The sequence below is a fragment of the Massilia consociata genome, assembly GCF_042432755.1.
Taxonomy (GTDB): domain Bacteria; phylum Pseudomonadota; class Gammaproteobacteria; order Burkholderiales; family Burkholderiaceae_D; genus Telluria; species Telluria consociata.
The window spans coordinates 15,649-39,906 of sequence record NZ_JBHLWP010000008.1 but is presented as its reverse complement, the minus strand read 5'-3'; the positions used below and the strand labels follow the sequence as shown (position 1 = coordinate 39,906).

Annotated in this window: 21 protein-coding genes and 2 pseudogenes; 4 read left to right on the top strand and 19 right to left on the bottom strand. The window is 63.0% G+C overall.

What is annotated here, in order from left to right:
- Window positions 1–53: 53 nt before the first annotated feature.
- The 15 genes from ACFFJK_RS06800 to ACFFJK_RS06730 form a co-directional block, all read right to left on the bottom strand.
- Window positions 54–431: a hypothetical protein gene (locus tag ACFFJK_RS06800; RefSeq protein WP_379678413.1), complete on the bottom strand. Its 378-nt coding sequence runs from the start codon at window positions 429–431 to the stop codon at window positions 54–56.
- Between the two features lie 183 nt (window positions 432–614).
- The gene (locus ACFFJK_RS06795; RefSeq protein WP_159699284.1) at window positions 615–1,037 is read right to left on the bottom strand and encodes a F0F1 ATP synthase subunit epsilon; all 423 of its coding nucleotides are present in this window, start codon (window positions 1,035–1,037) and stop codon (window positions 615–617) included.
- Between the two features lie 28 nt (window positions 1,038–1,065).
- On the bottom strand, window positions 1,066–2,469 hold the full coding sequence (atpD, locus tag ACFFJK_RS06790; protein ID WP_379678411.1) for a F0F1 ATP synthase subunit beta: 1,404 nt from the start codon (window positions 2,467–2,469) through the stop codon (window positions 1,066–1,068).
- Window positions 2,470–2,572: 103 nt separating this feature from the next.
- A complete protein-coding gene (gene atpG / locus ACFFJK_RS06785) occupies window positions 2,573–3,448 on the bottom strand; it encodes a F0F1 ATP synthase subunit gamma (RefSeq protein ID WP_379678409.1) in 876 nt (291 codons plus the stop codon).
- A 56-nt stretch (window positions 3,449–3,504) separates the two neighbouring features.
- Window positions 3,505–5,046, bottom strand: a complete 1,542-nt coding sequence (gene atpA, locus ACFFJK_RS06780; RefSeq protein WP_379678408.1) for a F0F1 ATP synthase subunit alpha — start codon at window positions 5,044–5,046, stop codon at window positions 3,505–3,507.
- A gap of 75 nt (window positions 5,047–5,121) precedes the next feature.
- On the bottom strand, window positions 5,122–5,655 hold the full coding sequence (locus tag ACFFJK_RS06775; RefSeq protein WP_379678407.1) for a F0F1 ATP synthase subunit delta: 534 nt from the start codon (window positions 5,653–5,655) through the stop codon (window positions 5,122–5,124).
- 2 nt (window positions 5,656–5,657) lie between these two features.
- Entirely contained in the window at window positions 5,658–6,128 is a 471-nt protein-coding gene (locus ACFFJK_RS06770) for a F0F1 ATP synthase subunit B (protein WP_379678406.1), read from the bottom strand.
- A 78-nt stretch (window positions 6,129–6,206) separates the two neighbouring features.
- Window positions 6,207–6,452: a F0F1 ATP synthase subunit C gene (atpE, locus tag ACFFJK_RS06765; protein ID WP_036253157.1), complete on the bottom strand. Its 246-nt coding sequence runs from the start codon at window positions 6,450–6,452 to the stop codon at window positions 6,207–6,209.
- A gap of 86 nt (window positions 6,453–6,538) precedes the next feature.
- Window positions 6,539–7,375, bottom strand: a complete 837-nt coding sequence (atpB, locus tag ACFFJK_RS06760) for a F0F1 ATP synthase subunit A (protein WP_379678405.1) — start codon at window positions 7,373–7,375, stop codon at window positions 6,539–6,541.
- 3 nt (window positions 7,376–7,378) lie between these two features.
- The gene (locus tag ACFFJK_RS06755; RefSeq protein ID WP_379678404.1) at window positions 7,379–7,714 is read right to left on the bottom strand and encodes an ATP synthase subunit I; all 336 of its coding nucleotides are present in this window, start codon (window positions 7,712–7,714) and stop codon (window positions 7,379–7,381) included.
- A gap of 328 nt (window positions 7,715–8,042) precedes the next feature.
- On the bottom strand, window positions 8,043–8,915 hold the full coding sequence (locus ACFFJK_RS06750) for a ParB/RepB/Spo0J family partition protein (protein ID WP_379678403.1): 873 nt from the start codon (window positions 8,913–8,915) through the stop codon (window positions 8,043–8,045).
- A gap of 38 nt (window positions 8,916–8,953) precedes the next feature.
- Entirely contained in the window at window positions 8,954–9,724 is a 771-nt protein-coding gene (locus ACFFJK_RS06745) for a ParA family protein (protein ID WP_379678402.1), read from the bottom strand.
- A gap of 127 nt (window positions 9,725–9,851) precedes the next feature.
- Window positions 9,852–10,511, bottom strand: a complete 660-nt coding sequence (rsmG, locus tag ACFFJK_RS06740) for a 16S rRNA (guanine(527)-N(7))-methyltransferase RsmG (RefSeq protein WP_379678401.1) — start codon at window positions 10,509–10,511, stop codon at window positions 9,852–9,854.
- Complete coding sequence (mnmG, locus tag ACFFJK_RS06735) at window positions 10,508–12,439, bottom strand: tRNA uridine-5-carboxymethylaminomethyl(34) synthesis enzyme MnmG (RefSeq protein ID WP_379678400.1); 1,932 nt, start codon at window positions 12,437–12,439, stop codon at window positions 10,508–10,510. The genes rsmG and mnmG overlap by 4 nt, the downstream gene beginning before the upstream one ends.
- A 186-nt stretch (window positions 12,440–12,625) precedes the next feature.
- The gene (locus ACFFJK_RS06730) at window positions 12,626–13,396 is read right to left on the bottom strand and encodes a sulfite exporter TauE/SafE family protein (RefSeq protein WP_379678399.1); all 771 of its coding nucleotides are present in this window, start codon (window positions 13,394–13,396) and stop codon (window positions 12,626–12,628) included.
- A 240-nt stretch (window positions 13,397–13,636) separates the two neighbouring features.
- On the opposite strand from ACFFJK_RS06730, the pseudogene ACFFJK_RS06725 reads away from it, so the two are divergent.
- Window positions 13,637–13,818: pseudogene (locus ACFFJK_RS06725) on the top strand (iron-containing alcohol dehydrogenase); the annotation flags it as partial.
- A 58-nt stretch (window positions 13,819–13,876) separates the two neighbouring features.
- On the opposite strand, the gene ACFFJK_RS06720 reads toward ACFFJK_RS06725, so the two are convergent.
- Window positions 13,877–14,710: an alpha/beta fold hydrolase gene (locus ACFFJK_RS06720; protein ID WP_379678398.1), complete on the bottom strand. Its 834-nt coding sequence runs from the start codon at window positions 14,708–14,710 to the stop codon at window positions 13,877–13,879.
- 149 nt (window positions 14,711–14,859) lie between these two features.
- Window positions 14,860–16,485, bottom strand: a pseudogene (locus ACFFJK_RS06715) (GMC family oxidoreductase).
- Between the two features lie 856 nt (window positions 16,486–17,341).
- On the opposite strand from ACFFJK_RS06715, the gene ACFFJK_RS06710 reads away from it, so the two are divergent.
- From ACFFJK_RS06710 to ACFFJK_RS06700, 3 genes are all read left to right on the top strand, one after another.
- The gene (locus tag ACFFJK_RS06710; protein WP_379678397.1) at window positions 17,342–17,806 is read left to right on the top strand and encodes a hypothetical protein; all 465 of its coding nucleotides are present in this window, start codon (window positions 17,342–17,344) and stop codon (window positions 17,804–17,806) included.
- Window positions 17,807–17,930: 124 nt separating this feature from the next.
- Window positions 17,931–18,365 carry an aminoglycoside 6'-N-acetyltransferase gene (gene aac(6') / locus ACFFJK_RS06705; RefSeq protein ID WP_379678464.1) on the top strand — a complete coding sequence of 145 codons (435 nt, stop codon included), beginning with the start codon at window positions 17,931–17,933 and terminating at the stop codon, window positions 18,363–18,365.
- On the top strand, window positions 18,337–19,173 hold the full coding sequence (locus ACFFJK_RS06700) for a 5'-methylthioadenosine/adenosylhomocysteine nucleosidase (RefSeq protein ID WP_446686049.1): 837 nt from the start codon (window positions 18,337–18,339) through the stop codon (window positions 19,171–19,173). The genes aac(6') and ACFFJK_RS06700 overlap by 29 nt, the downstream gene beginning before the upstream one ends.
- Before the next feature lie 6 nt (window positions 19,174–19,179).
- Here ACFFJK_RS06700 and ald read toward each other — a convergent pair whose 3' ends face one another.
- Both ald and putA read right to left on the bottom strand, forming a co-directional pair.
- Window positions 19,180–20,295, bottom strand: coding sequence for an alanine dehydrogenase (gene ald / locus ACFFJK_RS06695; RefSeq protein ID WP_379678396.1), 1,116 nt, complete (start codon window positions 20,293–20,295; stop codon window positions 19,180–19,182).
- 123 nt (window positions 20,296–20,418) lie between these two features.
- On the bottom strand, window positions 20,419–24,075 hold the full coding sequence (putA, locus tag ACFFJK_RS06690; protein ID WP_379678395.1) for a trifunctional transcriptional regulator/proline dehydrogenase/L-glutamate gamma-semialdehyde dehydrogenase: 3,657 nt from the start codon (window positions 24,073–24,075) through the stop codon (window positions 20,419–20,421).
- Window positions 24,076–24,258: the final 183 nt, after the last annotated feature.

Below are 24,258 nucleotides of genomic sequence, written 5' to 3'. Positions count from 1 at the left end.
TGAGGTGCGAACCTGATTGCCGGCCAGATGGCGCGGCAGCGGCAGGAACAGCGTCAGGACAATCTTGACGAGGCCAGGAACAGCCAGGTGACGATCATGACGACGATGCCGGTGACGGTGACGCAGGAGCCGGTGAAGAACAGCGCCGACAGCACGGTGGCGGACAGGACGCGTTCGAACACGAAACCGAGTGCGAAATCGCAGGCTGCCAGCACCGACCAGCGCCGCATGTAGACCGGTAAATAACGGCTCATGCGGCGGTTGTGTTCGCGCGCGGCGTGGCGCTCGTAGAGGTTGCGGGCGGCGCCGACGTCGCGAAACAGCCAGTCGAAGAACAGGAAACGATACAGGGTCTGCCCGAACGGCGCGTCAGCCGGCTGGGCTTGCGCCGGCTGGGTATGCTGATCGCGAGGGTCTGGAGGGATTGCCATGGTCCGGCCCGACAGGTTCTCATGCTGAAGGAACCATACTAAGCCTGAATATGGCGCGCACCCCGTGCGCTGGCTAACCGTGCGCGGCGTTTGCAGCAGGCGAAATTGCGCCAACGCAAGTGCCAATAAAAAAGGCAGCCCGAAGGCTGCCCCTTTGTACCGCAGATACGGATGCTGCTTGAATCAGCGTCCTTTCGAACGCAGCTTCTGGATCGCCGCCAGCTGCGCGATCGCCGCGGCCATTTCGGCCTGGGCTTTCGCGTAGTCGATCTTCGATTCCTTGTTCAGCATCAGCTCTTCGGCCTGCTTCTTTGCTTCCAGTGCCTTCGCTTCGTCCAGGTCGCCACCGCGGATCGCGGTGTCGGCCAGCACGGTCACGCCGTTCGGCTGCACTTCGAGGATACCGCCCGCGACGAAGACGAACTCTTCGCCGCCGCCGGCTACCTGGATTCGTACAGCACCTGGCCTGATGCGCGTGATCAAGGGGGTGTGGCGTGGGTAGATACCCAGCTCACCCGCTTCACCCGGCAGCGCGACGAATTCGGCCTGGCCGGAGAAGATCTGCTCTTCGGCCGAGACCACGTCCACTTGAATCGTGTTTGCCATGTCTGTCTTTCAGGTTGAAGAAGTTAGCTTAGGCAGCCAGCTTCTTGGCCTTTTCGATTGCTTCCTCGATGGTGCCGACCATGTAGAAGGCCTGCTCCGGCAGGTGGTCCAGTTCGCCCGACGCGATCATCTTGAAGCCCTTGATCGTGTCCTTCAGCGAAACGTACTTGCCCGGCGAGCCGGTGAACACTTCGGCGACGTGGAACGGCTGCGACAGGAAACGCTGCATCTTACGGGCGCGTGCCACGACCAGCTTGTCTTCCGGCGCCAGTTCGTCCATGCCCAGAATCGCGATGATGTCGCGCAGTTCCTTGTAGCGCTGCAGGGTGCCCTGCACGGCGCGCGCGGTGGCGTAGTGCTCTTCACCGACGACCAGCGGGTCCAGCTGGCGCGAGGTCGAGTCCAGCGGGTCCACTGCCGGGTAGATACCCAGCGAAGCGATGTCACGCGACAGAACGACGGTCGAGTCCAGGTGGGCGAAGGTGGTTGCCGGCGACGGGTCGGTCAAGTCATCCGCAGGGACGTACACGGCCTGGATCGAGGTGATCGAACCGGTCTTGGTCGAGGTAATACGCTCTTGCAGGCGGCCCATTTCTTCGGCCAGGGTCGGCTGGTAGCCCACCGCGGACGGCATACGGCCCAGCAGTGCCGACACTTCGGTACCGGCCAGGGTGTAACGGTAGATGTTGTCGACGAAGAACAGAACGTCCTTACCTTCGTCACGGAACGCTTCCGCCATGGTCAGGCCGGTCAGCGCCACGCGCAGACGGTTGCCCGGCGGTTCGTTCATCTGACCATAGACCATCGCCACTTTCGAGTTGGTCGGGTTTTCCAGGTCGACGACCTTGGCGTCCGCCATCTCGTGGTAGAAGTCGTTACCTTCACGGGTACGCTCACCCACGCCGGCGAACACGGACAGACCCGAGTGCGCCTTTGCGATGTTGTTGATCAGTTCCATCATGTTGACGGTCTTGCCGACGCCGGCGCCGCCGAACAGGCCGACCTTACCGCCTTTTGCGAACGGGCAGACCAGGTCGATGACCTTGATGCCGGTTTCCAGCAGGTCGGTCGATGGCGACAGTTCGTCGTAGGCCGGCGCATCGCGGTGGATCGAGGCCATGCGCTCATGGCTGACCGGACCGCATTCGTCGATCGGATTGCCCAGCACGTCCATGATGCGACCCAGGGTGGCGGTGCCAACCGGGACCATGATCGGGTTGCCGGTGTTCTGGATGGTCATGCCGCGACGCAGGCCTTCCGAGCTGCCCAGTGCAATGGTACGGACCACGCCGTCGCCCAGCTGCTGCTGGACTTCCAGGGTCAGTTCCGAACCTTCCATTTTCAGTGCGTCGAAAACCTTCGGCATGGCGTTACGCGGAAATTCCACGTCAACCACGGCGCCGATACACTGAACGATTTTGCCATCAGCCATGTTCGTTCCTTCAGATATATAGTTAAATTCTTTTAGTTAAGATCAGTTGGGGGACAGAGTAGCGCTCGCTTCGCTCGCCCGACTCTTTCCCCAAGGCGCTTGCTTAGACGGCTGCCGCGCCCGAGACGATCTCGGAAAGTTCTTTGGTAATCGCCGCCTGGCGGGTCTTGTTGTAGACCAGCTTCAGGTCGCTGATGACACTGCCGGCGTTATCGCTCGCGGCCTTCATCGCGACCATGCGCGCCGACTGCTCGGACGCCAGGTTTTCTGCAACCGCCTGGTACACCAGCGCTTCCACGTAACGCACCAGCAGTTCGTCGATGACGACGGCCGCTTCCGGTTCGTAGATGTAGTCCCAGCTGTGTCCGCCCGCTTCCGCTTCCATGTGCTTTGCGGGCAGCGGCAGCAGTTGCTCGACCATCGGTTCCTGCTTCATCGTGTTGATGAACTTGGTGTAGCACAGGTAGACAGCGTCGAGCTTGCCTTCCTGGTACGCATCCAGCATCACTTTGACCGGGCCGATCAGCTTGTCCAGGTGCGGGGTGTCGCCGAGCTGGGTGGCTTGCGAGACCAGCTTCATGCCCATGCGGTTCAGGAAACCCAGGCCCTTGTTGCCGATGGCGACTGCCTCGACGCGGTTGCCTGCCTGTTCCACTTCACGCGCCTTCAGCGTCACCTGGCGCAGCACGTTGGTGTTCATGCCGCCGCACAGACCCTTGTCGGTCGTGACGACGATGAAGCCGACTGCTTTTGCCTGCACGTCCTTGGCTTGCGCCATGAACGGGTGGGTGTATTCCGGGTTTGCGCCGGCAAGATTGGCGGTGATGTTACGAACCTTGTCACTGTAGGGACGGGCGGCGCGCATGCGGTCCTGCGCCTTGCGCATTTTCGATGCGGCGACCATTTCCATCGCCTTGGTGATCTTCTTCGTATTTTCTACGCTCTTGATCTTGCCACGAATCTCTTTGCCTACTGCCATGAGTCCTTACTCCTTCCGCGCACCGGCACCGTGTCTACACGGCGCCGGCTTGACGATTAATATGCGCCGGATTTCTTGAAATCAGCAATGGCGGCGGCCAGCGCAGCTTCGCCGTCCTTGTCCAGTTGCTTGGTTTCGTCGATCTTCGACAGCAGCGCAGCGTGGCCCGACTTCAGGAAGTTGTGCAGTCCCTGCTCGAACGGCAGGACGCGCTTGACTTCGATGTCGTCCAGGTAGCCCTTGTTGACGGCGAACAGCGATGCGGCCATCAGCGAGGTCGACAGCGGCGAGAATTGCGGCTGCTTCAGCAGTTCGGTCACGCGTGCGCCACGGTCCAGCTGCTTGCGGGTCGATTCGTCCAGGTCCGATGCGAACTGCGCGAACGCAGCCAGTTCACGGTACTGCGCCAGGTCGGTACGGATACCGCCCGACAGGCCCTTGATGACCTTGGTCTGGGCTGCGCCACCGACGCGCGAGACCGAGATACCTGCGTTGATCGCAGGACGGATACCGGCGTTGAACAGCGAGGTCTCCAGGAAGATCTGGCCGTCGGTAATCGAAATCACGTTGGTCGGCACGAATGCCGAGACGTCGCCTGCCTGGGTTTCGATGATCGGCAGTGCGGTCAGCGAACCGGTCTTGCCGGTGACGGCGCCATTGGTGAACTTCTCGACGTAGTCGGCGTTCACGCGCGCTGCGCGCTCCAGCAGACGGCTGTGCAGGTAGAACACGTCGCCCGGATACGCTTCGCGGCCCGGCGGACGGCGCAGCAGCAGCGAGATCTGGCGGTAGGCGACTGCCTGCTTCGACAGGTCGTCATAGACGATCAGCGCGTCTTCGCCGCGGTCGCGGAAGTATTCGCCCATCGCGCAGCCCGAGTAGGCCGAGATGTACTGCATCGCAGCCGATTCCGAAGCGGAAGCGGCGACCACGATGGTGTACTCCATCGCGCCGTGCTGTTCCAGCGAGCGGACGATGTTCTTGATGGTCGAGGCCTTCTGGCCGATTGCGACGTACACGCAGGTGACGCCCTGGCCCTTCTGGTTGATGATCGCGTCGACAGCCACGGCCGACTTGCCGGTCTGGCGGTCGCCAATGATCAGCTCACGCTGGCCACGGCCGATCGGCACCATCGCGTCGATCGACTTGATACCGGTTTGCATCGGCTGCGAGACCGATTCACGGGCGATCACGCCCGGCGCGATCTTTTCGATCGGTGCGGTCAGGGTGGTGGCGATCGGACCCTTGCCGTCGATCGGCTGGCCCAGTGCGTTGACCACGCGGCCACGCAGTTCCGGACCGATCGGCACTTCCAGGATGCGGCCGGTGGTCTTGACGGTATCGCCTTCCGAGATGTGCTCGTAGGCGCCCAGGATGACGGCGCCGACCGAGTCGCGCTCGAGGTTCATCGCCAGGCCGAAGGTGTTGCCGGGGAACTCCAGCATCTCGCCCTGCATCACGTCCGACAGACCATGGATGCGGCAGATACCGTCGGCGACGGAGATCACCGTGCCTTGATTGCGAACTTCAGCCGAACCTTCCAGACCCTGGATGCGGCTCTTGATCAGTTCGCTGATTTCAGAAGAATTAAGTTGCATGAGTGCTAACTCCAAATGTTTTTGATGCGTAGGGCAAGGGCGCGAGGGCGGCGCGTGCGAATCGATTCGACCCGATTACGACACCAGCGCAACATGCAGCTGTTGCAGCTTGGCGCGTACCGAGGTATCGAGCACTTCGTCGCCGACGACCACGCGCACACCACCGATCAGCGAAGGATCCACTGTTACCGTTGGGTTCAGCTTGCGGCCAAATTTCTTTTCCAGCGTAGCGACCAACTGTGCCAGCTGGTCACCCGAGATGTCAAAGGCGCTGAAGATCGTCGCGTCGGCGGCGCCTTCGTTGGCGTTCTTCAGTGCCGCGAACTGGGCGGCGATCTCGGGCAGCAGGTTGATGCGGCCGTTTTCGGCCAGCATCGCGATAAAGTTCTTCGCTTCAGCGTTCAGCGGCGACTTGACCAGGGACGCAATCGTGTCGGCCAGCTGTGCGGCGGTGACCTTCGGGTTGGCGGCGAAAGCCTGCACGTCCGGGTTGGCGCCGATCTGGCCCAGCTCGGCAGTAGCGGCCGACCAGGCGGCCATGTCGCCCGACTGGGCAACACGGAACAGCGCTTCGGCGTAGGGGCGGGCGACGGTTGCGAGTTCAGCCATGATCAGAGCTCGGTCGACAGTTTCGACAGCAGGTCGGCGTGGACCGCTGGGTTCACTTCGCGCTTCAGGATCTGTTCGGCGCCTTGCACCGCGAGGGCGGCAACCTGGCCACGCAGTTCTTCGCGGGCGCGGGTCACTTGCTGCTCGGCGTCGGCCTGGGCGGCGGCGACGATACGGGCGGCTTCTTCGGCAGCGGTCTGCTTGGCTGCGTCGATGATCTGGGCAGCGCGCTTTTCGGCATCGGCGATGCGCTTTTGCACTTCGTCACGGGCGCCGGCCAGTTCGGCCTGCACGCGCTTTTCGGCGGCGGCCAGGTCGGCCTTGCCGCGGTCGGCGGCAGCCAGGCCATTCGAGATCCTCTCGGCGCGCTCGTCGAGCGCTTTCATCAGTGGCGGCCACACGAATTTCATCGTGAACATCGCCAGGATGAAGAAGACCACGAACTGAGCAATCAGGGTTGCGTTGATGTTCACGGTTGTATCCTTCTTACAGAAACACGGATGCCGAACCAGAACTGGTTCGGCCCTTCAAGACGTTCTGAACCAGAGCTCTTAGGTCGGGGTGAACGGGTTTGCGAACGCGAACAGCATGGCGATACCAACACCGATCAGGAATGCCGCGTCGATCAGGCCAGCCAGCAGGAACATCTTGGTCTGCAGGGTGTTCATCAGTTCAGGCTGACGTGCCGAAGCTTCCAGGTACTTACCGCCCATGATTGCGATACCGATACATGCGCCGATAGCGCCGAGGCCGATGATCAAACCGCAAGCCAGTGCAACAAAAGAAACGTCAGTCATGATTACTCCAATAAGTTAAAAATTAAAAGCTAGATAAAAACTACAACTTCGTTACAACCACATTCGTTCGATGCTTGCGGCGCCGATCAGTGGCCTTCGTGGGCCTGACCGAGATACACCAGCGTCAGCATCATGAAGATGAATGCCTGCAGGACCACGATCAGGATGTGGAAGATCGCCCAGATGGAACCAGCAATCACGTGGCCGACGAAACCGAAGATGGTCGCGGTCCCGCCCAGCAGTGCGATCAAGAGGAACAGCAGCTCACCGGCAAACATGTTGCCGAACAGTCGCATACCGAGCGACACCGTTTTTGCTGCGTATTCGATGATGTTCAGCAGCAGGTTGAACGGCGCCATCAGGATGCCGAACGGGGCTGCGAACAGTTCGTGGAGCCAGCCGCCCAGACCCTTGACCTTGATGCTGTAATAGAACATCAGGGCCAGCACGCCAAGCGCCATGCCGAGCGGGGCGTTGAGGTCGGCGGTCGGAACCACGCGGTGATACGGGAAGATGTGTTCCACGCCGAAGAAGGCGAACAGCCAGGACCACATGTCCACCGGCAGCAGGTCCAGCGCGTTCATCAGGACAACCCAGACGAAGACGGTCAGCGCGGCCGGCGCGATAAAGCTGCGGTCGCCTTTCACGATGGCCTTGGCCTGGTCATCGACCATCTCGAACATCATTTCGACAAAGCCCTGGAAACGGCCCGGCACGCCCGCGGTGGCGCGGCGCGCGGCCAGCCACATGAGCAGGCAGCCGGTAATGCCCATGGCGATCGACCAGAACAGGGTGTCGTAGTTGAGGATCGAAAAATCGACCACGAAGTCCTGGTGCTTGTTCGACAGGTGGCCCAGGTGGTGCCGGATATATTCTGAAGCGGTGGGCGCGTGCGCTGCGCCGTCTGCGGATGGAGTCGCCATTTTTCAGTGCCTAAATAATAAGAATATGTAACTTTTCAGCGCCACGATGAACCCGGCGATCAGCGCCAGCCAGTTCAGATCGCGGTACAGCCACGCGGTGATGCCCAGCAGCACCAGCGTTAAAGCAATCTTTATAAATTCCCAAATGAAAAACGTGGCAGGGTTCGCCGTACCCGTTTTTGCAGAAGCAAACAAGCGCACTGCCATGATGCCATTGGGCACGACACAACATAATCCGCCCAGTACTGCAGAAAACATCGCAGCCCATCCCCCCAGCAGTGCGGCGATGATGCCTACGACTACTGTTGCGATCAATTGCAGGGAGACGATGCGCAGCATGTTTTTGTTATTTCGCGCTAGCGCATTGGGACGAGTTACGATGTGGTAATTACATGAATCAGCGGGATTATAAGTGGTTATACGGACGCGAGTCAAACGATTCCGCGCTTATAACTGGGGTGTAAAGATGTGCCGGATGCAACATAAAGATTGCTGAAAATCCCATAATTTCAGTTACTTAACCGCTGAGTCAGTACCCACTTGCGCGGGCTTGGCTATCGCGCGGCTACGCGCCCGACGGGTGACGGACGCGCGGCAGCGTGGCATGCATACGTCAATTGCACGCGCGGCCGCGTGCCGGCCGGGCTTTCATGGACAAGTCACAATCTCAGGCGCGCAGGCGGGCCAGCACGCCGTCCAGGATATCGAGGTCGGCGAAGTCGATGATGAGCTGGCCCTTGCCCTTTGGTCCCATCTTGAACATGACGGGCGTGGCAAGCTTGTCGGACAGCTCTTCTTCCAGGCGCACGATGTCGCCCGGCTTTTCCCTGGCGCGCGCAGTGGCGGCCGGGCTGGACTGCTCCTCGAGCGCACGCGCCACCAGCTTTTCAGTCTCGCGCACGGACAGGCGCTTGGCGATCACCTGGTTCGCCAGCGTGATCTGGTGGGCGCTGTCGACGGCCAGCAGGGCGCGGGCGTGGCCCATGTCGATATCGCCGGCCATCAGCATGGTCTGGACCGGCGAGGCGAGGTTGATCAGGCGCAATAGGTTCGATACCGCGCTGCGCGAGCGGCCCACGGCGTTCGCCGCCTGCTCGTGGGTAAAATGAAAGTCGTTGATCAGGCGCTGGATGCCCTGCGCCTCTTCGAGCGGGTTCAGGTCTTCGCGCTGGATGTTCTCGATCAGGGCCATCGCGGCGGCGGACTGGTCGTCCACTTCGCGCACCAGCACCGGAATCTCTTCCAGGCCGGCCATCTGCGCGGCGCGGAAGCGCCGCTCGCCGGCGATGATCTCGTACGGGACCGGCGCGCCCTCGCCCAGCGGGCGCACCAGCACCGGCTGCATGATGCCCTGGGTCTTGATGGAGGCGGCCAGTTCGCTGAGCGAGGTTTCGTCCATGCGGGTGCGCGGCTGGTACTTGCCGGCCTGGATCTGCGCCACCGGCAGCGAGGACGGCGCGGCGCTCGGCGCCGGCTGGCTGTCGCCGCCCAGCAGGGCGTCAAGGCCGCGGCCGAGGCCCTTGAGTTTTTTGGTTGCCATTCTCTGTCAGCTCCCTGTAGTTGTTGTTTATGTATTGATCACATCGTCTTGATGCGCTCGACCATTTCGGCGCCGAAGGCAATGTACGCCTGCGCGCCCTTGGACGAGGGATCGAACACGACGCCGGGCATGCCGTACGAGGGCGCCTCCGCCAGACGCACGTTGCGCGGGATGATGGTCTTGAACACCTTGTCGCCGAAATGCTGCTCCAGCTGCTTCGACACCTGTTGCGACAGCGTCATGCGCGGATCGAACATCACGCGCAACAGGCCGATGATGCGCAGGTCCGTGTTCAGGTTGGCATGCACCTTCTTGATCGTGTTGACCAGGTCGGACAGGCCTTCCAGTGCGTAGTACTCGCACTGCATCGGGATGATCACGCCGTGCGCCGCGCACAGGCCGTTGAGGGTCAGCAGCGACAGCGCGGGCGGGCAGTCGACGAGGATGAAGTCGTACTCCTCGTCCACGGCGGCCAGCGCTTCCTTCAGGCGGCGTTCGCGGTTCTCGAGCGCCACCATCTCCACTTCGGCACCGGCCAGCTCGCGGTTGGCGGGCAACACGTCGAAGCGCCCCGCTTCCGAACGCTGGCGGGCGGCGGCCACGTCGGCCTCTCCCAGCAGTACCTGGTAGATCGAACTGGCAAGCGAAGCCTTGTTGATGCCCGCGCCCATCGTCGCATTGCCCTGCGGGTCGAGGTCCACCAGCAATACCCGCTGCTCGAGCTTGGCAAGGCCGGCCGACAGGTTGACGGTGGTGGTGGTCTTGCCGACCCCGCCCTTCTGGTTCGCTACGCAAAAAATCTTCGCCATCTATTCTTATCCGTGGGAGCAACGATACGATGCAATGAACAAGTCACTATACCGTTCATACAATACAAACCATTTTAATGATTTATACTATAAAAACGATATAAACTATTTATACGGTTTATTCTGTTTATACTGGAGTAGGACCGGAACGCTCGACGAAAACCAGGTGGCGTTCCGCTCCCAGCCTTGGCACCTGCAGCGGCTGCACACCGGTCACTTTCCATTCTTGCGGTATGCGTTCCTGCTCTTGTGCCGGCGCCACTCCCTTCAAGGCGATGAACCTCCCGCCCTCGAGCAGCAGGTGACCCGACCAGTTCAGGAAATCGCTCAGGTCGGCAAAGGCGCGCGAAGTGATCACGTCGAATTTCTCGCCTACCGCCAATTCCTGCACCTTCATCGTGTACACGGTGACGTTGGCCAACTCCAGTTCCGCTTTGACCTGCTTGAGGAAAGCGGTTTTCTTGTGCACCGTGTCGATCATCGACACCTGCATGTCGGGGCGGCAGATCGCCAGTACGGTCCCGGGCAGCCCGCCCCCTGCCCCGACGTCCAGCACGTTGCGCGCGCCGGCGAAGGCCGGTACCGCGGCAAGCGAATCGAGCAGATGGTGGGTCACCATCTGCATCGGGTCGCGCAAGGAAGTCAGGTTGTAGACGCTGTTCCACTTGTTCATCAGCGCCAGATAGTCCAGCAACTTGTCCTGCTGTGCCTGGGAGACGTCGAGCTTCATGTCGGCGATGCCGTCGCCCAGCACCTGCGCCAGCGCGGCGCGGTCGAAAAACTTCATTCGGCCGCCTCCGCCGTCGTGCCGGTAAAACCTTTGGCGCCGCGTTTTTTCAGGTGTACCAGCAGCAGCGAGATCGCCGCCGGGGTCACGCCCGAGATGCGTGATGCCTGGCCCAGGGTTTCGGGACGCTGTTTGTCCAGCTTCTGGCGCACCTCGATCGACAGTGCCGCGATCTCCAGGTAGTTCAGGTTCTCGGGCAGCTTCAGGTTTTCGTAATGGTCGTGGCGTTCCACCTCGCGCGCCTGGCGGTCGATGTAACCGGCGTACTTCAGCTGGATCTCGATCTGCTCCTTCACGGCCGGGTCTTCCACGCCGGGACCGGCCAGCGGCTGCCCCTCCATGCCCGTCATGCTCATCAGGGTGTCGTACTGCACGCCCGGGCGGCGCAGCAGGTCGGCCAGGTTGTATTCGCGCTCGATCGCCTGCCCCACCACGCGCTCGGACTCGGCGGCTGCCAGGATGCGTGGGTTGACCCAGGTCGAGCGCAGGCGTTCCAGTTCGCGTGCGATGCTTTCGCGTTTGGTCTCGAAGGCGGCCCATTGCGCGTCGCCGACGATGCCGAGCTTGCGGCCGATTTCGGTCAGGCGCATGTCGGCATTGTCTTCGCGTAGCGACAGGCGGTATTCGGCACGGCTGGTGAACATCCGATAAGGCTCGGCCACGCCCTGCGTGGTGAGGTCGTCGACCAGCACGCCAAGGTAGGCTTCCGAACGGCCCGGCGTCCAGGCCTCCTTGCCTTGCGTCTGCAGCGCCGCATTCAGGCCGGCCAGCAAGCCTTGGGCCGCCGCTTCTTCATAGCCGGTGGTACCGTTGATTTGGCCGGCGAAGAACAGGCCCTTGATCGCCTTGGTCTCGAGCGAAGCCTTGAGGCCGCGCGGGTCGAAATAATCGTATTCGATCGCATACCCGGGGCGCAGGATGAAAGCATTCTCCAGGCCGCGCATCGAGCGCACCAGTTCCAGTTGCACGTCGAACGGCAGGCTGGTCGAGATCCCGTTCGGATAGAACTCGTTGGTCGTGAGCCCTTCCGGTTCCAGGAAGATCTGGTGCGACTCTTTCGAGGCGAAGCGGTGGATCTTGTCTTCGATCGATGGGCAGTAGCGCGGGCCGACGCCTTCGATGACGCCGGTATACATCGGGCTGCGGTCGAGGCCGTTACGGATGATGTCGTGGGTTTTCTCGTTGGTGTGGGTCACCCAGCACGGCACCTGGCGCGGATGCATGCTCGCGTTGCCCATGGTTGAAAACACCGGCACCGGATCGAGGTCGCCAGGCTGTTCGGCCAGCACGGAGAAATCGATGCTGCGACCGTCGATGCGCGGCGGGGTGCCGGTCTTCAGGCGGCCCTGCGGCAGCTTGAGTTCTTTCAGGCGCGCCGAGAGCGACAGCGCAGGCGGGTCGCCGGCACGGCCACCCGAGTAGTTTTGCAGGCCGACGTGGATCTTCCCGTCGAGGAAGGTACCGGCGGTCAGTACCACGGCGCGGGCGCGGAATTGCAAGCCGACTTGGGTCACGGCGCCGACAACGCGGTCGCCCTCCACCATCAGGTCATCCACCGCCTGCTGGAACAGCCACAGGTTAGGCTGGTTTTCGATGCGCGAACGAATGGCCGCCTTGTACAGCACCCGGTCCGCCTGGGCGCGGGTGGCGCGCACGGCCGGGCCCTTGGACGAATTCAGGATACGAAACTGGATGCCCGACTCGTCGGTGGCGATGGCCATGGCGCCTCCCAGGGCGTCCACTTCCTTCACGAGGTGGCCCTTACCGATGCCGCCGATCGACGGATTGCAGGACATGGCGCCCAGCGTTTCGATATTGTGGGTCAGCAGCAGGGTCTTTTGGCCCGTGCGTGCGGATGCGAGTGCGGCCTCGGTTCCGGCATGGCCGCCGCCGACGACGATGACGTCGAATTCAGTAGGAAATAGCATGATGGAGAGTGAGGCGAGGAGACTAATGCGCGATTATAGATTCTTTTTTCTTGCTGGACTCTTCTACGGCCGGAAAACGACGTTTTTGTTTCACGTGGAACACTTTACGCGTTCGCTGTCGACGTTTCACGTGAAACAAAAAACAAAAGCCGGGCGAACCCGGCTTTGCTGTTTCACGTGGAACAATCACCAACCGATCGTCCTGAATGCATCGTAGGCTGTCTTCAGGATCAGGCCGGACACCACGAACAGGAACAGCTTGCGCACGAAGCCGCTGCCGTGTTTCAGCGCCAGCCGGGTACCGACCAGCGAGCCGGCAATCTGGCACCCTGCCATCATCAGGCCCAGTTGCCACAGCAGGTGACCACTGTAGCCGAACCAGAGCAAGGCCGAGAAGTTGCACGCCACGTTGACGATCTTGGCCGCCGCCGACGCGCTCAGGAAGTCGAAGCCAAAGAAGCGGACGAACAGGAAGATCAGGAAGCTCCCGGTACCCGGCCCGAAGAAGCCGTCGTAGAAACCGATGGCGGCACCAATGCCGATGGCCCAGTAACGCTCGGCCAACCCGCTGTGCACGGGCGCATGCACCGCACCCAGATCTTTCTTCTTGAACGTGTACACCGCGACCGCCACGAGGATGATCGGCAACAGTGTACGTACAAAATCGGCCGGTACCCGCGTGACGGTCCAGGCCCCGGCAAAGGACAGCGCAAAGGCAGCCAGCGCCGCCGGTGCCGCCGTGCTCCATGCCACCCGCACCCGGCGCGCATAGTTCACTGCTGCGGCACTGGTGCCGAAGATGCTGGCGAACTTGTTGGTACCGAGCAGGGTCGCCGGCACTTCCTTGGGCAGCACGGAAAAAATGGCGGGAATCTGAATCAGGCCGCCGCCGCCGACGACGGCATCGACCAGGCCGGCGGCGAAGGCGGCGACGCCGAGCCAAGCAAAATCAATCATGGGAGATTTGTTTATGTGGAACGCAGAGGCCGCATTGTAAGGCAGAGCGCCTACCCTGGTCAGCAGCAGACTATTGTCCCCAAGCAGCACGAAAACCGAGAAGACTTGTATGACCGCCTTTGCCTTGTGCACCGTGCCAACCATCCTGTCCGCGCGACCAAGGCAGGCACGGCTTCCCAAGTCACCAACGTCGCCATCGTCACCACGGGCACGGACGGCAACGGCGCGAAGATGGGCGTTGTTGCAATGCAGCACACCCCAGGATCACCGGCATCGAGACGACCCTGCGGCAAGTCGGCATCCAGGAGGGCGACCTCGACCGCCTGGCGGCTGAAGCCATGCTGCAGACTCGACTGCTCGGCAACAACCCGCGCGAACTCACCCGCGCTGATGCGCGCACAATCTATGCCGCAGCGCTTTGAAAATGGACGAAAGCAGGTCGGTACAGCACGGACGTGCGATCGGGCCAGCACCCAATCGTCAGGCCCCCTGGCCGCCCGGTTGCAGGAAGTCGATCAACAAAGCGTTGAGCCGGTCAGTGGCCGACAGTTGCATCCAGTGCCCTGCACCACTGAGCCGCTCGTAGCGGAACCCCGCGCGGCAGTGGTGAACGGAGTCGAGCATCTGTTTCTCGCCCAGCGCCGGATCGCGGTCGCTCCACACGCCCATGACCGGCACCTCGACCGGACACCAGTGGTGCGGACGCCCCAGCTTGAGGTTGGCCCGGTAATAGTTCAGGGCGGCGCTCAAGCGCCCTTCCGGCTCGAGCGCCCGGCGCCAGATCGCCACCTGCTCGGGCCGGTTCGTCAGTTGGCGCAGGAAAAACCAGTCGTTGGCACGGATCGCATGCTCCGCCACGACCGGCATCAGGAAGCCCAGGATGTACCAAAAGCGCATCTGCTGGGTGACGCCGGCATTGGCGATCGCCGCCGGATGGCCGGTGGACATAGCCACGAAGCGTACGAAGCGCTGCGGCGCATTCATGCACAGCTGCCACCCGATCAGGCCGCCCCAATCGTGGCCGACGAGCGACACCTTGTCCAGGCCCAGCTTATCCATCAGGCCGAGAATGTCGGCGCACAGGAACTCGACCGCGTAGGCGCCCATGCTTTCGGGCGCATCCGTCTGCCCGTAGCCGCGCATGTCGGGCGCGATCACGCGCAGGCCGCGCGCCGCCAGCGCCGGAATCTGGTGGCGCCAGATCTCGTGGGTATCCGGAAAACCATGCAGCAGGATGACGGCCGGCCCCTCGCCCGCGCTGACGTAATGCATGCGCAGGCCGTGCACGTCGACGAAATGCGATTCCAGGTTCATGTCCGCTCCGTGGTCAAGGCAGTGCCGTCGAGGGTGTCGCCAGGCGCACTGATTGCCCCCACAATACCACGTCGCAACAATAGAACATAGCCAAGGAACATCGGGCTGGCCACGATATCCTTGGCGCGGCCAGCGCCTCGCACCAACCCTCACCCGGACTGGGCAAGAATGTCCTGGGCCGCCTTCTCGGCGATCATGATCGTCGGCGAATTCGTGTTGCCGGAAGTAATAAAAGGCATGATCGAGGCGTCGACGACACGCAAGCGGCCAATGCCGCGCACGCGCAGCCGGCTGTCGACCACCGCCATCGGGTCGTCCGTCCGCCCCATGCGGCAGGTGCCGACCGGGTGGAAAATCGTCGTGCCCACCAGCCCGGCCGCATGGGCCAGCTCTTCCTCGGTGCGGTACTGCGGCCCCGGCATGACTTCCTCGGGGCGATACTTCGCCAGCGCCGGCGCGGCCACGATACGGCGGGTCAACCGCAAGGCGGCGGCCGCCGTCCGGCGGTCGGCTTCGGTGCTCAGGTAGTTCGGCGTGATCTTCGGCGCCGCATGGCTGTCGCCGGAAGCGATGCGCACATGGCCGCGCGAGGTCGGCTGCAGGTTGCACACGCTCGCCGTGAACGCCGGGAAACGATGCAGCGGATCACCGAACTTGTCCAGCGACAGCGGCTGCACGTGGTATTGTAGGTCCGGCGCCGGCCGCTCGGGCGACGAGCGGGCAAACGCGCCGAGCTGGGACGGCGCCATCGACATCGGCCCGCTCTGGAACAAGGCATATTCGAGCCCGATGCGGAGCTTGCCGAACCGGCTGCCGGCGCGGGTGTTCAGGGTGTCGGCGCCCTGCACCTTGAAGATCATGCGCAGCTGCAGGTGGTCCTGCAGGTTCTCGCCCACCCCCGGCAGCTCCACCACCGGGGCAATGCCGTGGCGCTGGAGCGCGCCCGCGGCACCGATGCCGGACAGTTGCAGGATCTGCGGCGATCCCACCGCTCCTGCCGCCAGCAGGGTTTCGCGGTGCGCCGTCGCCGTGAAGACGCGCCCGCCGCCGGTGAAGTGCACGCCGGTGCAGACTCTACCTTGCGGCGTGTCGGCAAACAGCAGGCGCTCGACGTGGCAGCCCGTCATGATGGTCAAATTCGGCCGCTACGACGCCGGTTTCAGGAAGGCTTTCGCCGTGTTGAGCCGGATGCCGCGCCGCTGGTTGACCTCGAAGTAAGCCGACCCTTCGCCACGGCCGGCGTTCAGGTCGTCGATCTTCGGAATACCGCTTTCGGCCGCAGCCTCGCGGAACGCGTCCAGGATCTTCCACGACAGGCGTTGCCGTTCCACCCGCCATTCGCCGCCGGCACCATGCAGTTCGCTGGCGCCCAGGTAGTGGTCTTCGCTGCGCCTGAACAGCGGCAGCACCGCTTCCCAGCGCCAGGAATCGTCGCCCGACACCTCGGCCCAGCGCTCGTAGTCGAGCGGCTGTCCACGCATGTAGATCATGCCGTTGATCGACGAGCTGCCGCCCAGGACTTTTCCACGCGGGTAGATCAACGCCCTGCCGTGCAGGCCCGGCTCGGCTTCGGTACGGAACAGCCAGTCGGTACGCGGATTGCCGATGCAGTGCAGGTAGCCGACCGGGATGTGGATCCACAGGTAATCGTCCTTGCCGCCAGCCTCGATGAGCAGGACGTTGACATCGCGCTTGCAGGTCAGCCGGTTGGCCAGCACGCAGCCGGAAGTGCCGGCCCCGACGATGATGTAGTCGTACTCGCCGGCCGATTCCACTGGCTACCGTCCCCGGATGACGCTGCAGACCTGACACGTGCTATCGAAAACGCATGGCCGCAAGCCGCCGCAGTTCGGCTCACGTGGCACAGGCATGGGAAACAGCGCGTCGAGATCCACCAATCCCTCCGTTCATCATTCGTTGAGGCAAGCTTACCAGATCGTAAACGGAAGTCCAGAGCCCAACTGTGGATAACGTTCTGGATATCCACAGGTGCGATTTGTGCAAAACCTCACTGGTTTGCCACCATGCGAATTCTTGTCCCCTTTTCCAGCGAACGTTCAGGGTAGGTGCTGCACCGACTTATCCGGACAATAAGCTGCTGATTTTGCGGGCGTAAACGTCTTTGTCCACAGAACCGGGCGGCTGTTAACCACTACTACTACCCTTGTATACAAACTTTGGTTGTAAACCTCGGGACACGCGCAAAAATTTTTTTTTGTCCGTGGCTTCAAGCCGACAGGCACTGCATCCAACCCTGTCTCGCCCTGCCTTGCTCACGCGTCGACCAATGCCTTGTCTCCTGTCCGCAGGCTCCTGGTGGACGAACGCGCCCGACGCTCCCGCACGTGCCGGCTTCGCAGGCGGGCTGTCCAGCTTGCTTGCCTGGCGTGACCACCCGGATAGCAGGCATCGGCCCGTTCTTGTGGAAAACCGCTGGGATATCCACAGGATCGAATGTGCAAAACGGCGCGTTAACCCAACCCGCCCTTTTTCTGTCCAACTTTCCTACAGTCCAGAAACAAGCTTTGTCCAGCACGTTAACGCGACCGTAAACCACTGACGTTGTGGAAAAAATTGGTCTTATCCACAGAACCCTGCGCGTTTACTATTACTACCAGTTTGTATACAAACTTGTTTACTACAACGACAAAACAGACAACGCGTCCGCCCCGTTTTTGCATGCGGGTGTGCTGCCAACCCGACTGGCGTATCCGCTTCCAGCGCGTCTGCCAACCTGAATTCAACCCAGCCAACCTGGACGGCATGCGAAATCGGGCAGGCACGCAGGCTGCAAACACGGTTGCCAAGGTGCGCGCCGGCTTTGCCTGGAAGACAAAGGTCCTGGCTGCCCAAGGCATTGTCGCCGGTTGGATGGTCTGGCTGTGGAAAAGCCGATGCATATCCACAGGACCGGATGTGCAGAACGATGCCTTTCCAGTGCATCCAAAAATTTGTCCAGTTAACGTTCAGTCCGCACACACGCCTTGTACAGCAGGTAAACCGGTAGCCAAGTCCTTGATACTGTGGAGTAAACGCGAGTTATCAACAGAAGTGCCCGCGTTTACTATCTACTACCAGTTTTTATATACACCTTAGTTAACTAAAGACGTGATTGCGCCAGCGCGTGGAAAAGCCTGCGACATGCCTTTTGCTGGCTTCCAGACACTAAGACAAGCAAAATGGGAGGGAACAAGCTTGAACGGAGTGATCCATGACCGTGATGCACCGCTGTACAAGCGTTGAACAAGTCGGGTGGCTGCAACTGCGCATGGCCTTGTGGCCTGCCGATCGCGGCGAACACCTGCGTGAAATGCAGGCCCTGTGTGAACAACCCGGCCGTTATGCACAGTTCGTCGCCTGCACGGACGCTGGAGCGCCCCAGGGACTGGTCGAAGTGGCGCTGCGCACCGATTACGTCAACGGCACCGCGTCGTCGCCGGTCGGCTTCCTGGAAGGCCTGTATGTCGTCCCGCAATGGCGCCGCCGGGGAATCGCCGCCCTGCTGGTCGCCACTGCCGAACAATGGGCGCGTGAACAGGGGTGTGCCGAGATGGCGTCGGACGCGCTACTCGAGAACACGGCCAGCCATGCCATGCACCGGGCGCTCGGTTTCGAGGAAACGGAGCGTGTGGTCTACTTCCGCAAGCCGCTTTAATGCATTCAACAACAAGGAAAACATGCGACTGGGAATTATCAGTGCCTTGCAAGAAGAACAACTAGGGCTCGTAGAAGCCATGGAGAGGCGCTACAAGCTCATCCATGGCATGCGCGAGTACACTGCCGGACAGCTGTGGGAAATCGACGCTGTGTGCGTTTTATCGCGAATTGGCAAGGTTGCCGCCGCCATGACGGCCACGACGCTTGTGGAAAAGTTCGGAGTTACCCACATCCTGTTCACGGGCGTGGCCGGCGCGGGCGATAAAACGGTGGGGGTGGGCGATATCGTGGTGGCGGAAGCACTGGTCCAGCACGACATGGATGCCAGCCCCTTGTTTCCGCGTTTCGAGGTGCCGCTGACGGGCCGGACGCACTTCCAGCCGGATCCTTCCTTCTCGCTGCGCCTGTCGCGCGCGGCCCATGACTTCCTCGAGCTGGATTTCCTGGATGCGGTCAACGAGACGGAACGGCGCGCATTTCGGCTGCTGCAGCCGCGCGTGCACCGCGGCCTGGTGGCGAGTGGCGACCAGTTCATGAACGACCCGGCACGCCTGGAAGGGCTCAACGCGGCCCTGCCCGGCCTGGTGGCGGTCGAAATGGAAGGCGCCGCGGTGGCGCAGGTATGCCATGAACTAGGCATTCCCTGTGCGGTCATCCGCACGATTTCCGACAACGCCAATGAAAACGCGGCGATCGACTTCATGCGATTCGTGAAGTCGGTCGCCGCGCAGTATGCCTTTTACGTCACCCGGCGGCTGTGCCGGGACCTGAACACGGCGCCCCTGGTGCAGGTCGGCCCGGGTTAGGCCGGGTCAGGCCAGCAGGGACTCTGCCGGCACGTAGTCGTAGCCGAGATCCCGGGCGACGGCTTCGTAGGTGACCTTGCCCTGGCAGACGTTCAAGCCGTTGCGCAGGTGGCCGTCGTCCGCCATCGCGCGGCGCCAGCCCTTGGTGGCCAGCGCCACCGCATGGCCGATCGTGGCGTTGTTCAGCGCAAAGGTGGAGGTGCGCGCCACCGCACCCGGCATGTTCGCCACACAGTAGTGGACCACGCCATCGACGACAAACGTCGGGTCGGCATGGGTGGTGGGGTGCGAAGTTTCGAAGCAGCCGCCCTGGTCGATCGCCACGTCCACGATCACCGCACCCTTCTTCATGCGCGCGATCATGTCGCGGGTGACCAGTTTCGGGGCAGCGGCCCCCGGCACCAGCACGCCGCCGATGACGAGGTCGCTCGATAGCACCGCTTCCTCGATCGCATGGGCCGTGGAATACAAGGTGGAGATGCGGTTGCCGTAGACCAGGTCGAGCTGGCGCAGGCGGTCGACATTCTTGTCGAGCACCGTCACGCGCGCCCCCAGGCCGACCGCCATCTGCAGCGCATTGGTGCCGACCACGCCGGCGCCGATGATGACCACGTGTCCTGCCGCCACGCCCGGCACGCCGCCCAGCAGCAGGCCCATGCCGCCTTTCGATTTTTCCAGGTGGGCCGCGCCGGCCTGGATTGCCATGCGGCCGGCGACTTCGCTCATCGGCGCCAGCAGCGGCAGGCCGCCGCCCGGGCCGGTGATGGTTTCGTAGGCGATGCAGACCGCGCCGGATTTCACCAGCGCCGCGGCCTGTTCGGGATCCGGCGCCAGGTGCAGGTAGGTGTAGAGCACCTGCCCTTCGCGCAGCATCGCGCATTCGAGCGGCTGCGGCTCCTTGACCTTGACGACGATGTCGGCGCGCGCGAAGACTTCCTGCGCCGTGCCGACGATGGCGGCGCCGGCCGCGGTGTACTGCTCGTCCGACAGCCCGATCTGCTCGCCGGCGCCCTGCTGCACGATCACGTCGATCCCGCGCGACGTCAACTCGCGCACCGAGGGCGGCGTCATCCCGACCCGGTATTCGTGGTTCTTGATCTCCTTTGGTACGCCAACTAGCATGTCTACCTCCAAGTTATAAGAATGTCTCCTGCTCCTGGTATGGCTGCTGCTACTGCAGTACTGCTGAAAACGATCCTACCACCGACGACCTACAAAAAAGGGGGCTTGCGCCCCCTGTGATGATTACACCCCCAGCGTCATCAGGCTTGCGTTGCCGCCAGCCGCCGTCGTGTTGACGCAGACGGCACGCTCGGCCACCAGGCGCCACACGGCGACCGGTTCCGCTGCTTGCGTATCGACGATGCCGACGATGGCGCCTGGACGCGCCGCCAATTTCGTGCGCAGCGATCCCGCCAGGCCGGCTTCGAGCAGCGCGATATGGAACTCGTTCGCGTCGATCTCGTCCATGCCGATGAAGCGCACGCGTTCCTGCACCAATGCCGGCAGGTTGGCCGGAATCAGGCCGGGTTCCGCCAGTACCAGCGCGCGGTTGCCCGTGGCCAGCACCGCGGCCAGCTGGTTGAGCAGGCCGGCGGCGCTCTTCGGCGCGCACAGCGCGGTGCCGCGGGCTGTAAAGGCCAGTGTGTTGCGCTCGCCGGTCGGACCTGGCAGGGCAATCTCGACGCCGGTCAGGGCGGTGCGGCCATAGCCCTGCGCCAGCGTGGCGACTTCCTGATGCTTGCTGCTGCGCAGCCAGCCGAGCAGCGCATCGAGGCCGGCGTCGAACCTGCGGCTGTGCTCCATCAGCGGCGCCGCGTGGCGCTGCAGGCGCTTGAGGTAGAGCGGACCGCCGGCCTTCGGGCCGGTGCCGGATTTGCCCTCGCCCCCGAAAGGCTGCACGCCGACCACGGCGCCGACGATGTTGCGGTTCACATAGATGTTGCCCACATGTGCGCGCGCCACGATGAAGTCGATGGTCTCGTCGATGCGCGAATGCACGCCCAGCGTCAGGCCGTAGCCGGTGGCGTTGATGGTGTCGATCACCTTCGGCAGGTCCGCACGGCGGTAGCGCACGATGTGCAGCACCGGGCCGAACACTTCCTGCTTGAGCTCCGCCATCGAGCCGATCTCCAGCACGGTCGGCGGCACGAAGGTGCCCTGGCCCGTCACGCTATCGGGCAGGTCGAGCGCGAAGTGGCTGCGCGCGGTGGCGCGCATGCGCTCGATGTGGGCCAGCAGGTTGCGCTGTGCTTCAAGATCGATCACCGGGCCGATGTCGGTAGCCAGGCGGTCGGGCGGGCCGACGCGCAGTTCCTGCATCGCGCCCTTGAGCATCTTGATCGTCTTGTCGGCGATGTCTTCCTGCAGGAACAGCACGCGCAGGGCCGAGCAGCGCTGGCCGGCGGAGTCGAAGGCCGACGACAGCACGTCCTGCACCACCTGTTCCGGCAGCGCCGAGGAGTCGACGATCAGCGCGTTCTGGCCGCCCGTTTCCGCCACCAGCGGAATGTCGATGCCTTCCTGTTCTGCACGGGCAGCCAGGGTGCGGTTGATCAGCTGCGCCACTTCGGTCGAGCCGGTGAAGATCACCCCTTTTACGCGCGAGTCGGAGGTCAATGCGGCGCCGACCACTTCGCCGCGGCCCGGCAGCAGCTGCAGCGCGGCGCGCGGGGTGCCGGCCTCGATGAACAGCTCGACGGCGCGGTGCGCGATCAGGGGAGTCTGTTCGGCCGGCTTGGCCAGCACCACGTTGCCAGCCACCAGGGCGGCGGCCACCTGGCCGGTGAAGATCGCCAGCGGGAAGTTCCACGGGCTGATGCAGGTCACCGGTCCCAGCGCGCCCTCGGCTTTGGCATCGCGGGCCTGCACCGCGTAGTAGCGCAGGAAGTCGACCGCTTCGCGCAGTTCGGCGATCGCGTTCGGCAGCGACTTGCCGGCTTCGCGCACCGCCAGCGCCATCAGTTCGACGCCGTTCTGCTCGAACAGGTCGGCGGTGCGCTCGAGGATGGCCGCGCGTGTCTCGGCAGGAGTCGCTTCCCATGCGCCGGCAAAGCCGGCCGCCGCCGCGAGGGCGGTTTCGACGTCGGTGCGCGAGGCTTCGTGGACCTGGCCGACGATGTCGCCTGCTACCGCCGGGTTGACGATGTCGGCGACCTCGTTGGCCTGCGCCGGGCCGGCGATCAGCGGGCCGGCCACGTGCCGGCGCTGCTGCGACAGGCCGTCGGCGAGCTGGCGCAGCACGTCTTCGTTGACGAGGTCCATGCCGCTGGAATTCTTGCGCTCGGCGCCGAACATCTGCAGCGGCAGCGCGATCGCCGGGTGCGGGCGGCCAGCCGCGGCGCGCGCCTGCTCGAACGGATCGGCCAGCAGGCTGTCGATGGCCACGCTTTCGTCCACGATCTGGTTCACGAACGAGGAGTTGGCGCCGTTTTCCAGCAGGCGGCGCACGAGATACGCCAGCAGGGTTTCGTGTGAGCCGACCGGTGCGTAGATGCGGCAGGCCTTGCCCAGCTTGTCGGCACCGACGACCTGGTCGTACAGGGTCTCGCCCATGCCGTGCAGGCACTGGAATTCGTAGTTGCTGACGCCATCGGCCCTGGCCCAGGTGTAGATCACCGCCAGCGAATGGGCGTTGTGGGTGGCGAACTGCGGATACAGGATGTCGCTGGCCGCGAGCAGCTTGCGCGCGCAAGTCAGGTACGAGACATCGGTATAAACCTTGCGCGTGTAGACCGGGTAGCCCGGCATGCCGTCCACCTGGGCGCGCTTGATCTCGGCATCCCAGTAGGCGCCTTTGACCAGCCGCACCATGAACTTGCGACCGCTGCGCTTGGCCAGGTCGACCAGGTAATCGATCACGAACGGGCAGCGTTTCTGGTACGCCTGCACCACCAGGCCGATGCCTTCGAAGCCGGTGAGCTCCGGGTCGAAAGCCAGCGACTCCAGCATGTCGAGCGAGATCTCGAGGCGGTCGGCTTCCTCGGCGTCGATGTTGATGCCGATGTTGTAGCGCTTGGCCAGCAGGACCAGGCTGCGCACGCGCGGCAGCAGCTCGTGCATCACGCGCGCGTACTGCGCGCGGCTGTAGCGCGGATGCAGGGCCGACAGCTTGATCGAGATGCCCGGGCCGTCCTTGATGCCGCGGCCGTTGGAGGCCTTGCCGATCGCATGGATCGCGGTTTCGTACGAGGCGTAGTAGTTTTTCGCGTCGCTTTCGGTGAGTGCGGCTTCGCCCAGCATGTCGTACGAATAGCGATAGCCGCGGGTTTCGTTGTCGCGGCTGTTCTTGAGCGCTTCCTCGATGGTCTGGCCGGTGACGAACTGGTTGCCCAGCATGCGCATGGCCATGTCGACGCCCTTGCGGATCAGCGGTTCGCCGCCCTTGGCGATGATGCGCGTGAGCGCCGAGCCCAGGTTCCTTTCGCTGTTGGTCGAGACCAGTTTGCCGGTGATGAGCAGGCCCCAGGTGGCGGCGTTGACGAACAGCGAAGGCGATTCGCCCAGGTGCTTGCGCCAGTCGCCCTTGCTGATCTTGTCGGCGATGAGGCGGTCGGCGGTTTCGCTGTCCGGGATGCGCAGCAGCGCTTCGGCCAGGCACATCAGCGCCACGCCTTCTTCCGACGACAGCGAGAACTCGTGCATCAGTGCGTCCACGCCCGAGGCGCGGGTGCGCTTTTCGCGCACGCTCGAGACCAGGCGGTGCGCCAGCATGGGGGCGTCGCCGTTGGCGCTGGCGCCCTGCGCCAGCAGCCACTGGACCGCTTCGGTTTCGTCGCGCCGGTAGGCGCTCGTGATGGCCGCGCGCAGCGCAGTCTGGTCGCGTTTGACCTCGGCGTGAAGCGCATCGAACGGAACGAAATGGGAGGCCGTGGGGGTAGCCAGGGCGGCGGCAGTCTGCATGGTGTCTCTTCAAAAAAGGAATCGGAAATCGTGCGCCGGATGGTCTAAACAGCACAAAAGGCCGCACCGCTTGACAGGCGGCCGGCAGGCTCCGGAACACGATGGAATGATTCGATTGTAGAAGGAAATCTTCTGGATTAATTCTGTTTTTACGACAGACTAGCAAAAGATAGTTTTTGGTGC

What these genes read in the sequence shown, in the direction of transcription:
- ACFFJK_RS06800 (WP_379678413.1), bottom strand. Translation starts at nt 431, where the DNA reads ATGGCAATCCCTCCAGACCCTCGCGATCAGCATACCCAGCCGGCGCAA.
- ACFFJK_RS06795 (WP_159699284.1), bottom strand. Translation starts at nt 1,037, where the DNA reads ATGGCAAACACGATTCAAGTGGACGTGGTCTCGGCCGAAGAGCAGATC.
- atpD (WP_379678411.1), bottom strand. Translation starts at nt 2,469, where the DNA reads ATGGCTGATGGCAAAATCGTTCAGTGTATCGGCGCCGTGGTTGACGTG.
- atpG (WP_379678409.1), bottom strand. Translation starts at nt 3,448, where the DNA reads ATGGCAGTAGGCAAAGAGATTCGTGGCAAGATCAAGAGCGTAGAAAAT.
- atpA (WP_379678408.1), bottom strand. Translation starts at nt 5,046, where the DNA reads ATGCAACTTAATTCTTCTGAAATCAGCGAACTGATCAAGAGCCGCATC.
- ACFFJK_RS06775 (WP_379678407.1), bottom strand. Translation starts at nt 5,655, where the DNA reads ATGGCTGAACTCGCAACCGTCGCCCGCCCCTACGCCGAAGCGCTGTTC.
- atpE (WP_036253157.1), bottom strand. Translation starts at nt 6,452, where the DNA reads ATGACTGACGTTTCTTTTGTTGCACTGGCTTGCGGTTTGATCATCGGC.
- atpB (WP_379678405.1), bottom strand. Translation starts at nt 7,375, where the DNA reads ATGGCGACTCCATCCGCAGACGGCGCAGCGCACGCGCCCACCGCTTCA.
- ACFFJK_RS06755 (WP_379678404.1), bottom strand. Translation starts at nt 7,714, where the DNA reads ATGCTGCGCATCGTCTCCCTGCAATTGATCGCAACAGTAGTCGTAGGC.
- ACFFJK_RS06750 (WP_379678403.1), bottom strand. Translation starts at nt 8,915, where the DNA reads ATGGCAACCAAAAAACTCAAGGGCCTCGGCCGCGGCCTTGACGCCCTG.
- ACFFJK_RS06745 (WP_379678402.1), bottom strand. Translation starts at nt 9,724, where the DNA reads ATGGCGAAGATTTTTTGCGTAGCGAACCAGAAGGGCGGGGTCGGCAAG.
- rsmG (WP_379678401.1), bottom strand. Translation starts at nt 10,511, where the DNA reads ATGAAGTTTTTCGACCGCGCCGCGCTGGCGCAGGTGCTGGGCGACGGC.
- mnmG (WP_379678400.1), bottom strand. Translation starts at nt 12,439, where the DNA reads ATGCTATTTCCTACTGAATTCGACGTCATCGTCGTCGGCGGCGGCCAT.
- ACFFJK_RS06730 (WP_379678399.1), bottom strand. Translation starts at nt 13,396, where the DNA reads ATGATTGATTTTGCTTGGCTCGGCGTCGCCGCCTTCGCCGCCGGCCTG.
- ACFFJK_RS06720 (WP_379678398.1), bottom strand. Translation starts at nt 14,710, where the DNA reads ATGAACCTGGAATCGCATTTCGTCGACGTGCACGGCCTGCGCATGCAT.
- ald (WP_379678396.1), bottom strand. Translation starts at nt 20,295, where the DNA reads ATGCTAGTTGGCGTACCAAAGGAGATCAAGAACCACGAATACCGGGTC.
- putA (WP_379678395.1), bottom strand. Translation starts at nt 24,075, where the DNA reads ATGCAGACTGCCGCCGCCCTGGCTACCCCCACGGCCTCCCATTTCGTT.